The organism is Ktedonobacterales bacterium, assembly GCA_036557285.1.
GTDB lineage: Bacteria > Chloroflexota > Ktedonobacteria > Ktedonobacterales > DATBGS01 > DATBHW01.
Genome location: DATBHW010000047.1, coordinates 20,161 through 32,363, shown reverse-complemented (window position 1 = coordinate 32,363; position 12,203 = coordinate 20,161). Strand labels below are relative to the sequence as shown.

The 12,203-nt window shown below is 61.2% G+C and carries 16 protein-coding genes; 3 read left to right on the top strand and 13 right to left on the bottom strand.

Going from position 1 to position 12,203, the window contains the following annotated elements:
• Nucleotides 1-2 precede the first annotated feature (2 nt).
• Nucleotides 3-1,208, top strand: coding sequence for a DNA-processing protein DprA (gene dprA / locus VH599_14230; GenBank protein ID HEY7349469.1), 1,206 nt, complete (start codon nt 3-5; stop codon nt 1,206-1,208).
• Between the two features lie 37 nt (nt 1,209-1,245).
• Here the strand turns inward: dprA and VH599_14225 are convergent, their stop codons facing one another.
• The gene (locus VH599_14225) at nt 1,246-1,854 is read right to left on the bottom strand and encodes a Uma2 family endonuclease (GenBank protein HEY7349468.1); all 609 of its coding nucleotides are present in this window, start codon (nt 1,852-1,854) and stop codon (nt 1,246-1,248) included.
• Between the two features lie 202 nt (nt 1,855-2,056).
• Here VH599_14225 and VH599_14220 point away from each other — a divergent pair, with 202 nt between their 5' ends.
• The gene (locus VH599_14220) at nt 2,057-2,860 is read left to right on the top strand and encodes a TlyA family RNA methyltransferase (GenBank protein HEY7349467.1); all 804 of its coding nucleotides are present in this window, start codon (nt 2,057-2,059) and stop codon (nt 2,858-2,860) included.
• 36 nt (nt 2,861-2,896) lie between these two features.
• Here the strand turns inward: VH599_14220 and VH599_14215 are convergent, their stop codons facing one another.
• The 8 genes from VH599_14215 to VH599_14180 all read right to left on the bottom strand — a co-directional run bounded on the left by VH599_14215 (nt 2,897) and on the right by VH599_14180 (nt 7,341).
• Nucleotides 2,897-3,442, bottom strand: a complete 546-nt coding sequence (locus VH599_14215; protein ID HEY7349466.1) for a hypothetical protein — start codon at nt 3,440-3,442, stop codon at nt 2,897-2,899.
• A 42-nt stretch (nt 3,443-3,484) separates the two neighbouring features.
• Nucleotides 3,485-3,754, bottom strand: a complete 270-nt coding sequence (locus tag VH599_14210) for a hypothetical protein (GenBank protein ID HEY7349465.1) — start codon at nt 3,752-3,754, stop codon at nt 3,485-3,487.
• Entirely contained in the window at nt 3,751-3,984 is a 234-nt protein-coding gene (locus VH599_14205) for a hypothetical protein (protein ID HEY7349464.1), read from the bottom strand. The genes VH599_14210 and VH599_14205 overlap by 4 nt, the downstream gene beginning before the upstream one ends.
• A gap of 141 nt (nt 3,985-4,125) precedes the next feature.
• Nucleotides 4,126-4,482 (bottom strand): hypothetical protein, encoded by a 357-nt coding sequence (locus tag VH599_14200; GenBank protein HEY7349463.1) that lies wholly within the window; start codon nt 4,480-4,482, stop codon nt 4,126-4,128.
• A 117-nt stretch (nt 4,483-4,599) separates the two neighbouring features.
• On the bottom strand, nt 4,600-4,827 hold the full coding sequence (locus VH599_14195; GenBank protein HEY7349462.1) for a helix-turn-helix transcriptional regulator: 228 nt from the start codon (nt 4,825-4,827) through the stop codon (nt 4,600-4,602).
• A 375-nt stretch (nt 4,828-5,202) separates the two neighbouring features.
• Entirely contained in the window at nt 5,203-6,387 is a 1,185-nt protein-coding gene (locus tag VH599_14190) for a ferric reductase-like transmembrane domain-containing protein (protein HEY7349461.1), read from the bottom strand.
• Nucleotides 6,384-6,647 (bottom strand): hypothetical protein, encoded by a 264-nt coding sequence (locus VH599_14185; GenBank protein HEY7349460.1) that lies wholly within the window; start codon nt 6,645-6,647, stop codon nt 6,384-6,386. The genes VH599_14190 and VH599_14185 overlap by 4 nt, the downstream gene beginning before the upstream one ends.
• A 298-nt stretch (nt 6,648-6,945) precedes the next feature.
• Nucleotides 6,946-7,341 carry a helix-turn-helix domain-containing protein gene (locus tag VH599_14180; protein ID HEY7349459.1) on the bottom strand — a complete coding sequence of 132 codons (396 nt, stop codon included), beginning with the start codon at nt 7,339-7,341 and terminating at the stop codon, nt 6,946-6,948.
• A 163-nt stretch (nt 7,342-7,504) separates the two neighbouring features.
• Here VH599_14180 and VH599_14175 point away from each other — a divergent pair, with 163 nt between their 5' ends.
• Nucleotides 7,505-8,071: a YceI family protein gene (locus tag VH599_14175; protein HEY7349458.1), complete on the top strand. Its 567-nt coding sequence runs from the start codon at nt 7,505-7,507 to the stop codon at nt 8,069-8,071.
• Nucleotides 8,072-8,158: 87 nt separating this feature from the next.
• On the opposite strand, the gene VH599_14170 is transcribed toward VH599_14175, so the two are convergent.
• From VH599_14170 to VH599_14155, 4 genes are all read right to left on the bottom strand, one after another.
• The gene (locus tag VH599_14170) at nt 8,159-9,226 is read right to left on the bottom strand and encodes a L,D-transpeptidase (protein ID HEY7349457.1); all 1,068 of its coding nucleotides are present in this window, start codon (nt 9,224-9,226) and stop codon (nt 8,159-8,161) included.
• A 223-nt stretch (nt 9,227-9,449) separates the two neighbouring features.
• Nucleotides 9,450-10,214: an ABC transporter permease gene (locus tag VH599_14165; protein ID HEY7349456.1), complete on the bottom strand. Its 765-nt coding sequence runs from the start codon at nt 10,212-10,214 to the stop codon at nt 9,450-9,452.
• A 19-nt stretch (nt 10,215-10,233) separates the two neighbouring features.
• Entirely contained in the window at nt 10,234-11,199 is a 966-nt protein-coding gene (locus VH599_14160; protein ID HEY7349455.1) for an ATP-binding cassette domain-containing protein, read from the bottom strand.
• Between the two features lie 232 nt (nt 11,200-11,431).
• Nucleotides 11,432-12,052 (bottom strand): TetR family transcriptional regulator, encoded by a 621-nt coding sequence (locus VH599_14155; GenBank protein ID HEY7349454.1) that lies wholly within the window; start codon nt 12,050-12,052, stop codon nt 11,432-11,434.
• Nucleotides 12,053-12,203: the final 151 nt, after the last annotated feature.

The window sequence follows — 12,203 nt, the reverse complement described above, 5'->3', positions numbered from 1 at the left end:
GAATGCCTGAAACGGAGCCGCCCGCGCGCCAGCCTTCCCTGCCAGGGGCTGAGGCTGAGCGCGAGGATGAGGCCGCGCCAACGGATGGTCTGCCCACCCGCGCAGGAGGGCTGAGCGCGGAGGAACTGGCCTGCTGGGTGGCTTTCACACGGGTGCGCGGCATCGGGCCGAAGCGGTTTGGCGATTTGCTCAGCTTCTTTGGCTCCGCCGCCGCTGCCTGGCGCGCCGGGCGCGCTGATCTGCTGGCCGCCAGGCTGGATGCCCGCGCCACCGAGGCGCTGCTGGCGCAGCGGGCGAAGGGACCAGCGCCAGAGGCCGAACTGGAGGCGCTGGCCCGGCGCGGCATCCGGGCGGTCTCGCAGGCCGACCCGGATTACCCCGAACTGCTGCGCGAAATCTATCTGCCCCCGATCCTGCTCTACGTGCGCGGCACGCTTGCCCCTGAAGACGCCTGGGCAGTTGCTATGGTGGGTACGCGCAAGGCGACCTCCTATGGCTTTCAGGTGGCGGAGCATCTGGCGCGCGGGCTTGCCAGCAATAAAGTGACGGTTATCAGCGGGCTGGCGCGCGGTATTGATACTGCCGCGCATAAGGCGGCGCTGGCTGCGACTGACGGGCGAACTATCGCGGTGCTGGGCTGTGGCCTGGACGTGATCTATCCGCCCGAAAACGCGAAACTGGCGGCGCGCATCTGCGAGCAGGGCGCGCTGGTTTCGGAGTTTCCGCTGGGTACACAGCCCGAACCGACGAACTTCCCTATCCGCAACCGGGTGATCAGCGGGCTATCCCTGGGGGTGGTCGTGGTGGAAGCGCCCCGGTCCAGCGGCGCGCTGATTACGACGCGCTTTGCGCTGGATCAGAATCGCCAGGTCTTTGCTGTTCCCGGCCACATCTACAGCAAGGCCAGCGAGGGGACGAATGCGCTTATTCAGGCGGGCGCGAAGCTGGTCATGAGCGTCAAGGATATTCTGGAGGAGCTAAAGCTCCAGCAGGCTCCGCAGCAGGAGATGCGGGCGCTGCTGCCTGCTACCGGCGTGGAGGGCGCGCTGCTGGCGCTGCTGGCCGCCGCGCCAGAGCCTCTGCATATTGACGAACTCTGCCGGGCTTCCAGCATGCCTGCGGCGGAAGTCACCAGCGCGCTGCTGCTGATGCAGCTAAAAGGCATGGTGCAGGACGTTGGAAACGCGACTTACGCGCAGGCGAGGTAGCGAAAAAGATTTGCCGTTTCTGGTGGTACAAACACGGCTATACAAACACGAACAAATCAGCTACTGGCATTGTGAACCCCGGCGCTGCATCCAGCCCATCCAGTAGATCGCTCGCATTGAGCGTGCGCAGGGCTTCATCGGAGGTCCACACGTCCACTTTCTGCTCGTCGGGCCAGATCACCCACATCAGCCGCGTCCCGGCGGCCAGCCATCGCTGCACCCGCTCGGCAAGCTCAGAGCGCGTCTGGCTCGGTGAAACGATCTCAACGGCCAGATCGGGCGCGAGAGGCGCGTACTTCTTCTGCGCTCTTGCAGCTTCGACGATGGGCAGCCGCTCTTTGGAGACGAAGCCAAGATCAGGCATCCAGACCGTTTCGCCTTCATCGCCTGGCCGGCTAATATCGTAGCCCTCTTGCTGGTAGGTGAGCCGCCCTAGCTGCTGTCGCTTCACATACGGCGAAAACTCGCCGACCAGATTATCCAGAATCCAGCCATGCCGATGATCCTTGACGGCGGGCATGTAGACCACTCTCCCCTTGTCAAGCTCCGTGTACCAGCCGGGCGCATCGGGAAGCTGACTATATTCTTCGGCGCTGAGCAGGATGCCAGGCTCTTTGATAATCTTATAGTGCAGCGTGGCTGCCATTGCGCGCCCCCTTTCCAGGGTTGAAAACGCCTCTCGATGACATTCTACCACGCGCCCGGCGAAGAGGAAAAAGCTATGCTATACTTGCTCCAGAAGCGCCAGCATAGGCGCTGGTGCGTGAATCCCTCAAAACGTATGCTAGAAAGCGGCGTCTCTCTTGACGTAGATTGCTTGAGTTGCACGATCAGCGCGCAAGCGCCCGCTGGCGGCGCTGCTGGTCGAACGTGGCATCTTTGAGAGCGAAGCGGAAGCGCGGCGCTGGGTGATGGCCGGGCAGGTGCTGGTCAATGGTCAGCCGATGGATAAGCCGGGCATGCCCGCGCCGTCTGATGCCCTTTTGCGCGTGCGCGGACGCCGCCGCTACGCCAGTCGCGGCGGCTTGAAGCTGGAGGCCACGCTCGATCACTTTGCTGTCTCCGCTGCCGGGCGCGTGGCGCTGGACAGCGGCGCGTCAACCGGCGGCTTCACAGATTGTTTATTGCAGCATGGCGCGGCGCTGGTCTACGCGGTTGAGGCCGGGTACGGTCAATTGGTGGGCCGTCTGCGCGCCCACCCCAGGGTACGCAATCTGGAGCGCACCAACCTGGGCGATGCTTCTCTGCTGGCGCTGGAGCCGCGCCCCACACTCATCACCCTCGATCTCTCCTACCTCTCACTCACGAGGGCGCTTCCTATAGCCGCAAAGATGCTCGCGCCGGAGGGTGAAGTTCTGGCTCTGTTGAAGCCCCTCTTCGAGGTGGAGAGCGCCCAGGCGCGCCGCAGCGGGCAGGTGGATGATCCGGCGCTGTTGATGGAGGCGCTGCGTCAGGTCTTGGAGGCGGGCGCGGCGGCTGGCCTGACCACGCTGGGCACGGCGAAGCTGGCCCTGCGCCCGCGTCTTGGCGTCTCGGAGTTCTTTGTCTACTTTGGGCGCGGCAAAGGGTATTCACCCTGGCAGTATGACGACGCGGCGCTAACCGAGATCATCACACTGCCAGGCATTGGCTCGGCTGAGGAGGAGGGGTAGCCCGGCAGTGCTCGTATCTGCTGGCTGCCTGGATTCTCAGTGCTGGCGGGCGGCTCGCCTATGTGAAGCTCGCTCAAGACGCGCCGGGCGATCAGGCCACACGACCAGGAGCGTGCCGCCCGGTGGAACAGCGCCCCAGCGCGTACACATCGCTTCGATGGCGGGACGCAGCCGCGCGAGCAGGGCGGCCTGGTCGGCCCGTGTGCGCACGAGTGGGGAGGCGATAGGCAGCGGTTCGTTGCCCAGGCTCGTTCCCTTCACTACGTCCATTATCCAGCCAACCAGCACCTCAGAAATCCCAATTCCCTGCCGATGCGCCGCCAGCACCGCGCGCGAGCGATCCGTCGCGTGTGGACCCTGGCGGCCCGCAAGGATATGTATGCCCTCAAATAGCGCGCCAGCGGCCACGCTCCCCCAGAAGCCATCCTCAAGCCCCAGTTCCAACTCAAGAACGTAGTGCGCCAGGTCATGCGGGATGGGGTCGAGCGGTCCATAGACCGGCACACTCAGGCGCACGCCATCCTTGCGCGTGACCACCGTCGCAATACGGTGGTGCTGAGACTGTATAAAGCGAATGTCCATAACACTCCCTCCGCTTGTGGGTGGCGCTTCAAGGTAGGCTGCTTATTGCAGCAACTTGTCGTATTCGGCGTGGGGGCCAATCCAGAACCAGAGCCAGGTATCCGGCAAACGCTTGGCGAGGGCGCGGTAATGGGAGCCGACCCGCGCTGAGTAGTAGATTTGGCCCCGCTTGCCGTGTACCGGTTCCAGGTGCAGGCCGGGGTACGTGGGGTCACTGGCGAACTGCTTGTAGGCTTCGGTGGCATCGCGCTGCACATCGAGAGGCAGCGCGTCAAACAGCTTGTTGAACTGGCGAGTGCGGGCAGATTTCACTTCTCGCCCCAGCCGCCCTCTTCGGTTTCGCCCGCGTCGTATTCGGCCTGGGCTTTATCGGCCAGGCGATCAAGTAGCTCAGGGCTGCGAGGATCGGCAAAGAGTGCATGCCAACGCTGATCGTCGGCCAGTTCCTCTAACAGCTGCTGAAGCCGCTCAGCAATAATGGCCTGGTCGTCGGGATGAAGCTGCTCAACTTGTTCAAGCACGCGCTGAAGTGTCTCGATCATCAGACCCTCCTGTGATGGTATCTCTCCACCTATTATCTTCTCTGGTGGCCTTTTCTGCAAGAGCGATGACTGCGGGCAGCCGTCATGCCCGTTTTTTTTGCGCCGGGCTGGTCGTGGGGCGCGCCACCCGGCGCCAAGACATCACCTCCTGGCGGCTTCATAGCTGATCCGCTTGCGCTTCAGGGCAGCAAACCAGCGCCACGTGCCGCCCTGTACCGGCGATGAAGCGTGTTGAGCGGATGCTTGCGGCCTGGGCGTCAGGAGCGCGGGGTCTGGCAGCAGCGTTCTGACACAGCCATGCTGGCTCAGGAAGACTAACGCTGCCCGTATCTCCCGATGCGTGCAGCGCGTCGCGTCGGCCAGATCAGCCACGGTGACTTTGCCGTCGCAGCGATAGAGGATCTCTTGCTGCAAGAGAGAGAACGGACGCACGTGATACTTCGCGCCAGGCGTGCGCTGGTAGCGCAGGGTGAAATCAAACGTCGTGGTGGACGACATGAACATGGCTCCTTTCCGACTTGCCATGCCCACGCGCCATAGGGTACAATAGCCATACCGGCGCGTGGGTTCTTGACGGTTCCTGTGGCTGGTACCTTGCCGCTGCCTGGTTACTCTCTAGGCGGCGGCGCGTTCTTTATATTGCTCTGCGGTCGCCTCAAGCGCATCTAATATTTCTGAAACCTCCTTTCCCAGAATAACAACCAGCTTCTTCAGGTTTTCCGGGTTAGGGCGGGCATACGCATGTTCCCATTCCCATACAGCCTGCTTGCTCACGCCACAGGCAGCAGCAAGCCCACCCTGCGTTAGCATGGCTTCTTGTCTCAGACGCTTGAATGTTTTCATGCCTTGCCGTCCCTCTGCTGCAATATTTAGCTAAAGTATAGCCCTTATAAACCAAAAAAGTCAAGTATTCCATGCGATGACGGAAAAAGTTCCTATGCCAGAGACCCTTGCCAGAAAACCGCAGCGAATCATGAGGTGTTGGCAAGCGAGATATGTTACTTGTAGCGCCGCCTTCCAGGCGGCCAACGCTGGTCTGCTGGTAGGTTGGCCTGGAGGGCGAACGCGCGCCCTGGCGCAGCGGTGAGCCGCCGGGGACGGCGGCGCTACAGGTGGACTCCCCGCCCAATAGGCGCGGCGTTGGTGGCAAGGGCGGCGCTTGCGCTGGCGCAGCGGTGGCCGCCAGGGACGGCGGCGGTACAGGTGGTGGAACCTCAACTAGCTCTGGCTGGAGATAGGGTGGCGCGGTTTCTTTGGCGCGGCGGCTTTGAGGCGCATCCAGAGGATGAACAACCAGATGACGGCGAAGGCGATGAGGGCAAGCGCGGCGCGCAGCCAGAGCGCGAGGCCGTCGGTTCCGGCAAAAAGCGCGTGGAGCATGACCAGCCCCAGCGCGGCCAGCGCCAGCGGGTGCAGCCTGCGCCAGAAGCTGTAGCTGATGCGGCTGCGGATGAGCGAACTGCCCCAGACGATCAGCAGCAGATACAAGCCGAACATGCCCGCCGCGATCCAGAGCGGCTGATAGCTGGCGTGCAGCGGGATGAGCATATCTGCCAGGCTGAAAGGCACGACGCGATCAACGAAGACGGCGAGCAGATGCAGCGCCAGCGACACGGCGGTGAGGATGGAGCAGGTGAGGTGCAGGTCGTAGACGCGCCAGCGTTCCAGAGTCGGCTGCCAGAGGCGCACGCGCAGCGCCAGGCCGATCAGGACCGTGACGCAGAGCAGCCCCAGCGAGGCCAGCCCGGAGGCGCGCACCAGATACCAGAGGGTCGGTCCGGCCAGCGGGCCGCTGTCGTTGAGCAGGTCCAGCGCAGCCTGCGGCAGATTCAGCGAGCCGGAGACCTGCCCGCTGATCGCGCTGCCCAGGTGGGGCGCGATAGTGACGAATAACGACGCTGTGCCGCCCTGCGCCTGGCCGACGCCTGCCCCCTCCAGGTCGAGATGGCTGCTGCCATCTGCCAGATAGAGGCCGCGCACGTCGGCCACGTAGACGCTGATCGTGCCGCCGGGGTCCGTGACTCTGGCGCTGCCCCGCAGCAGCCCCGCAGCGTTCACGGTACCGCCGCCTGGGAAGACATCCGGCCCCTGCACAATGCCCGCGTCGGGCAGAATCGCCTCCGAAAGATCGAGGCGCAGCGCCAGCGCCGGGCCAGCGCCGATGGGATGCAGCAAAGCCGTTATCAGCAGATGGTGAATGAGATAAGCGCCAGAACTGTCCGTTCCCAGGGCTGTATCGTCGAGGATTTGCCCATCAAGCCGCGCCTGATAGGCGATCACCGGCGCCGTTGATGGGTTGGCGCTCGCCAGCGCGGTTGATGGGCGCAGCGCGATCCCCAGCGTCAGGATACAGCCGAGAAGGATGCCGAGGAGCAGCGGCGCTCTGGCACAGCCATGTTTCATGAGACGCCGCTGACGGTATCTGGCGGGCGCGGCGCGCCTGCGGGCGAAAACCAGCCCTGTGTGCCGTTGCCAAGCTGCAATTGCTGCTCGGCGTTCTGGAGGGTCGGCGCTTGCTGCGCGGCTGCCGCTGGCGCGCGCGACACGATCTGCCACAGCCCCAGCAAACCGGCCAGGCTGAGCAGCCCGGCCCCCAGGCGCACGCGCCAGCGGCGCTTCGGCGCTCGATAGGGCCGGGGAGAGAGGCGGCTTTGTGCGTCCATTTCGCGCTCCCTGAAAAAAAGATGCTTACATGTGCCGCTAGTATACCAGGCAGAGATTAGAATACGCTGAGATTGAACCTGGGAAGCCCGTAATACCAACTCCGCTTGGGGAGAGGCGCTTTACCTGTAGCGCCGCCTTCCAGGCGGCTAATCGTCTGGCCGCCTGGAAGGCGGCGCTACAAGTGATCTAACGGGTCTGGTTTAGAGGCTCAGGCCGGAGCGATAGGTGGGGTAAGCTGGCTCCCAGCCAAGTCGGCTGGATGAAGGAAGAATCTCCCGCTTAAAAGGCGGGAGAGTGTCAATCGAAGGTTGGGAGGGCAGAAGAAGCAGCGAGCGGGGCAGGCGGCGCGTCGGAAAGGTAGCGTTCGCCAAACTGCTTGATCGCCTCCATGATGTCAACCAGCGCCAACCCTTTCTCGGTCAGGCAGTACTCGACCCTTGGGGGAATCTCAAGGAAGGCGTGACGCTGCACAAAGCCAAGCTCTTCCAGCATCTTGAGCCGATGCGAGAGCGTTTTGGGGCTGACATTGCCGAGCGTCTCCAGCAGTTCGCCAAAGCGCCTGGTCCCCCCCAGCAGCGTGTGGATGATCATGAGGGTCCACACGTCGCCAAGCAAACGCAGGGCGCGGCCCAGGGGCTGGGTCGCGCAGATGGCTGCTTGCTCTGTTGGCGGCGCGTAATCTGAGGAAGTCATATCAGAAGTATACCATACTTTGCTTCCAAACGCATCCTTGACAAGAGGAGCTTTCTTGAGTATATTTATTTCCGTATGGAAAATAACGGCACGAAGGGAACAATCAGAATTGATCCATCTTTTCGTGCGGTGCAGTACACATCATTTTGATGGAGGACATGACATGACTATCCCCGGTAAGACAGAAGCCGGAACTGGTACCCTCTGGCAAGCTGACCCGTTCCACACGCAGGTTGAGTTCACTGCCAAGCATCTGGGCATGATGACGGTGCGCGGCCACTTTGCCGAGGTCAGCGTGACCGGCCACATTGACCCCGACCACCCCGAAACGTTAGCGATTGAAGCCACTATCCAGACGGCAAGTATCCACACCAACCACCCCAAACGGGATGACGATCTGCGGGCGTCTAATTTTCTGGACACCGAGAACTACCCAACGATTACCTTCAAGAGCACCAGGGTTGATTCACTTGGAGAGGATCGCTATGCCCTGACCGGCGACCTGACCATCAAGGGCAACACCCGGCCAGTCACCCTCAACGGGGTGGTCTATGGGGCAATCAATGACCCCAGGATGGGCCATCGCATCGGCTACAGCGCCGAGGGCCAGATCAACCGCAAGGACTTCGGCATGACGTTCAACATGATGTTTGATGGCAAATGGATCGTCGCCGACGAAGTGCAAATCTTGATCGAGGGTGAGATCGTCGAGCAAAAGCCATCGGCTTGAGATCGGCTCTGGCAGGGGTAAGCTCCACCAGCCGTTTTCCCTTAGCAGAGAGGGCAGCACGTTGCTGCCCTCTCGCTGTGTCCAAGTTTAGTAGACGATCACAGGGATGCCGACTCTGGCCCAATCATAGAGGGTGATGGTGTTTCTCAGGGTCATGTTGATGCAGCCATGCGTGCCATTCAGGGAATATTTGCCAGAGGTGTAATCGTGATGCGGCAGGTTCGCGCCCGGCCCAAAGTATGAGCGCCACGTTGCGTCATGCAGGTAGTAGCCGCCGGTATGATAGGCCATCGCGTAGTTGATGGGCGTCGGTGGATACCAGAGCGGCGAGCCTGGCGGCTCGGAAGACTTGAAGACGATATGGGTCTGCCTCGACATGACATGCCACAACCCGGGCGGCGTTTGGGCGGCGCGCTGGCCGGTCACAACATACATCCATCCGGCTAGCAGGCCGTTCTCGTACATGCGCAGAGTCTGTTCGGTCAGCGAAACGATGATGACTTTGCCCGTCAACCGATACGTCTGAATCAGTTGCAGGTCCGCCGCGTGTGGCTGATCGTGTGGTGTCTGATCGTTCAGGTTCGCCAGCAGGGCGGTCAGGTTCGTAACCAGAACCTGCGCCTGCGTATCAATCTTCTGATAGTCATCTATCGTGACCGCCTTCTCGAAGCGCGCCTGCTCTTGCAAATAGGCGTCGTCGGCGTTGATATATTCGTAGTCGTTGTTACTGTCCGTCTGGTTTATCAAAAGCTGTAGTTGTTGCAGGTGGTATCTGGTCTTCGTGACTATAGCGATGTGCTGCAAGGTGCTCACCTGCGCCTGAAGCGTCGCCGCGAGGTTTTTATACGCCTTTTCGGTTTGGGCGCGCTGGAAGTTCTTGCGATCTTTCTTGAGCTGCTGCTGATAGGGGGTCAGATCCAGGCCATATCCCTGGGCCTGGAAAATTGATACCTCATACTGGTTCAGCAGCGCCTGGCTGGTTGCCTTGGCCTGCACCGTCTTGGGGCTGATCACGGTTGGCGCTGTCGGCTGGCTGCTGACGCAGGCGCTCAGGAGCAGAAGCAGGCTGGCTCCAAGGACGCCCAGGCGCCGTTGGGAGGTTCGCCAGGCTGCCGAGAGCGGGGCATTTTTTAGAGAGAAGACGGGGGGCTTCATTGCCAGAGGCTCTTTTCTAGATCATTGTAGGGTATAGGCTATCGGGACATGAGCAACGGAAACTGGATGCGATGCCTTGCACAGCGACGTAAGCCGCGCTTGAGCCGCTGTTGCAATTCGTATGCCGCCAGGATGAGCGGTAGTTCCACCAGCTACAGGTGACAACCCCCTCCTGGCCTCTCGTGCCAGAGGGGGTTGTCGGGGGGTGAGGGAGTGAATCTGTTCACATGGCGGCTTTGCGAATGGAGCGCGTGACCCAATACACACCCAGCACCGCCAGCACGCCAAAGATGATGAAGCCTTGTATCACGGCTACGTTGGTCAGGCTGCCATCAACCAGCGCCCGCGAGGCGTCAACCGCGTAGGCGAAAGGGTTGCCTTTGGCAATCTTCTGCAAAATGTCGGGCGCAAAGGAGAGCGGCAGCATGATGCCGGAGAGCAGCAAGAGCGGCAGCGCGACCAGATTGACGGCGGCGGCCAGCGCCCCTTCGTCTTTCACCAGCAAGCCTACCGCGTAGGAGCAAGAGGCCATCATCAAGCCGCCGATCAATATCAGGGCAACCAGCAGCGCCAGCCCGCCCGCGTCGGGCCGGAAGCCTAGAATCACCCCAAGGATGATCAGCAAGGCGGTCTGGACCAGCAGGTTCAGCAGGCTAACCAATATCATGCCGAGCATCAACGACAGTCGGCTGACCGGCGTGACGCGCAGGCGCTCGATGGTGCCTTCGCGCAGTTGCCCAATGACGGTGAAGCCAGCAAAGCCGGTGCCGAAGATCGCCATCATCATCATCAGCCCAGGCGTGAAGACGTTGTACGCGCCGCCGCTGGGAAAGCCCGGCACGCCAACCAGATTTTTGAGCAGCGGGGCGAACAAGAGCATATAACAGATGGGCTGAAACAGGCCGAAAAAGACCCAGGCCGGGTTGCGCAGCATGACGCGCAGCGCAGAGCCAAAGATCAGCCAGGTATCGCGGATGAGTTTTGTCATCGGGGGTTCTCCTTCTCTCTTAAGCGGTTCGCTCTTCACGCAGCGAGCGCCCGGTCAGGCGCAGGAAGACATCTTCCAGCGTCGGACGCGCCAGCGTCACCGTGCGGATGGACGTACCGTTGTGGTCGAGCAGGCGCAGGACTTCGGGCAGCACCTCTTCGCCGCGCTCCACGTAGAGTTGCAGGCCGACTTCGGTTTCCTGAAGTTCGCGCAGGAACGATTGGGCGCTCAACTTCTCTTTCACCTGCGCGCTGGCGCCGTTCTGGATATTCAGGCCGAGCGAGATAATGTCTCCGGCAATCTGCTGCTTGAGGGCGTTGGGCGTGTCTTCGCCGACGATCTTGCCGTTGTCAATAATTGCCAGGCGATCACAGAGAATGTCGGCTTCATCCATGTAGTGAGTGGTCAGGAAGATCGTCATGCCCTCGGAGCGCAGGCTGCGTATCTCGTCCCAAATGCGCATGCGGCTCTGTGGGTCCAGGCCGGTGGTGGGTTCATCCAGAATGAGCAGACGTGGCCGGTGCATCATGCCCATAGCAATATCCAGGCGGCGGCGCTGCCCACCAGAGTAGGTGCTGACAAGCCGGTCAGCGTATGGCTCCAGATCGAGCCTGGTAATCAGTTCGGCGGCGCGCTGGCGGGCATTGGCTTTGCTCATGCCATAGAGCCGCGCTTGCAGCACCATGTTCTCGCGCCCGGTTTCTTTTGGCTCCGCGCCGCCCTTCTGGCCGACATAGCCGATCTGCATGCGCACGCGCTTTGGTTCGCGCCGTAGGTCATAGCCGCAGACTTTCGCCTGCCCGCCCGTTGGGTCCAGCAGCGTTGAGAGCATACGCATGGTGGTGGTCTTGCCCGCGCCGTTTGGCCCCAGGAAGCCAAAGATTTCGCCCTGGTTCACGCGCAGATCCACGCCGCGCACCGCTTCGACAGCGCCTTTGCGCGACTTAAAGGTCTTCGCCAGCTTCTGCGTCTCGATCATCTCCATAAGAGATGGTTCCTCCTGTTCGTTCTGTTGGTTGTGACGTGCCTGTCCGTCTATCGTTTCACAGTCCTTGTGGTGGGTTTGTCGCTCTCTCTTTAATCTTATAACAGATGACATTGAAAAAGTCAATAGTACCATCAGGTAATATTAAGATTATTAAGTTCTGATCTTTGTTCTTTTTGTTGAGGTAAACATACATACGTGTTGGTTTGTAAAAAGTTGCAAAAAAAAGCAGCTATGCTGGCCGGGCAGCAATATCGTACATGAACACATCTACCAGCGCGGGGGCGCTCTCGCGCAGGGAGAATGCCTGCTGGTCGAGCAGCCAGTTCAGGCTGACGCCGTTGAGATAAGCGAGCATCGCGCGCGCGGCAATCACCGGGTCAAGGTTGGCGCGCACTTCGCCGAGCGCGATGCCCTCTCGATAGTATCCAGCGATCTCTTCTTCAAGCTGGCGCATAGCTTCCTGTTTTTTGCGCATGCCCTCACCCAACTCTGGAGCAAGGCCGGTTTTGAGTATGGTCAGTTCCTGCACAGCGCGATAGGTTTCATCCTCTTCGAGCAGGGTAATAATGTAGATCATCACGCGGCGCTGAATATCCAGCCAACTGCCTCCCCCGCTGACGGCGCGATCCACTACACCCTGAATGCGCCCCATCGTCTCATCTACCAGGATGCTATAGAGTTCGGCCTTCGAGCCAAAGTGCCAGTAAATGGCGCCGCGCGAGACACCCGCGTTTTCGGCTATCTCTTCCAGGCGCGCCGCCGCGTAGCCTTTCTGGCTGAAGACGATCAGCGCGGCGTCCAGCAGCGCCTGGCGCGTGGCGGCAGCCTCTTCTTTGGTTTTGCGAGCCATCTCTCCCCTCCTCCACAAACATACTAACACGCATGTATGTTTTTTGTCAAGGGTAGGGAGGCCACTTGTAGCACCGCCATCCTGGCGGCAGGGGGGCTGCGGAGGTGTGGTACCTGTAGCGCCGCCATCCCGGCGGCAGGGGGCTGCGGAG

Excerpts from the sequence above, each read along its gene's own strand:
- VH599_14185 (HEY7349460.1), bottom strand. The coding sequence starts at position 6,647 with ATGGACGCACAAAGCCGCCTCTCTCCCCGGCCCTATCGAGCGCCGAAG.
- VH599_14195 (HEY7349462.1), bottom strand. The coding sequence starts at position 4,827 with ATGAAAACATTCAAGCGTCTGAGACAAGAAGCCATGCTAACGCAGGGT.
- VH599_14170 (HEY7349457.1), bottom strand. The coding sequence starts at position 9,226 with ATGAAGCCCCCCGTCTTCTCTCTAAAAAATGCCCCGCTCTCGGCAGCC.
- VH599_14155 (HEY7349454.1), bottom strand. The coding sequence starts at position 12,052 with ATGGCTCGCAAAACCAAAGAAGAGGCTGCCGCCACGCGCCAGGCGCTG.
- VH599_14205 (HEY7349464.1), bottom strand. The coding sequence starts at position 3,984 with ATGATCGAGACACTTCAGCGCGTGCTTGAACAAGTTGAGCAGCTTCAT.
- VH599_14190 (HEY7349461.1), bottom strand. The coding sequence starts at position 6,387 with ATGAAACATGGCTGTGCCAGAGCGCCGCTGCTCCTCGGCATCCTTCTC.
- VH599_14165 (HEY7349456.1), bottom strand. The coding sequence starts at position 10,214 with ATGACAAAACTCATCCGCGATACCTGGCTGATCTTTGGCTCTGCGCTG.
- VH599_14180 (HEY7349459.1), bottom strand. The coding sequence starts at position 7,341 with ATGACTTCCTCAGATTACGCGCCGCCAACAGAGCAAGCAGCCATCTGC.
- VH599_14200 (HEY7349463.1), bottom strand. The coding sequence starts at position 4,482 with ATGTCGTCCACCACGACGTTTGATTTCACCCTGCGCTACCAGCGCACG.
- dprA (HEY7349469.1), top strand. The coding sequence starts at position 3 with ATGCCTGAAACGGAGCCGCCCGCGCGCCAGCCTTCCCTGCCAGGGGCT.
- VH599_14225 (HEY7349468.1), bottom strand. The coding sequence starts at position 1,854 with ATGGCAGCCACGCTGCACTATAAGATTATCAAAGAGCCTGGCATCCTG.
- VH599_14215 (HEY7349466.1), bottom strand. The coding sequence starts at position 3,442 with ATGGACATTCGCTTTATACAGTCTCAGCACCACCGTATTGCGACGGTG.
- VH599_14160 (HEY7349455.1), bottom strand. The coding sequence starts at position 11,199 with ATGGAGATGATCGAGACGCAGAAGCTGGCGAAGACCTTTAAGTCGCGC.
- VH599_14175 (HEY7349458.1), top strand. The coding sequence starts at position 7,505 with ATGACTATCCCCGGTAAGACAGAAGCCGGAACTGGTACCCTCTGGCAA.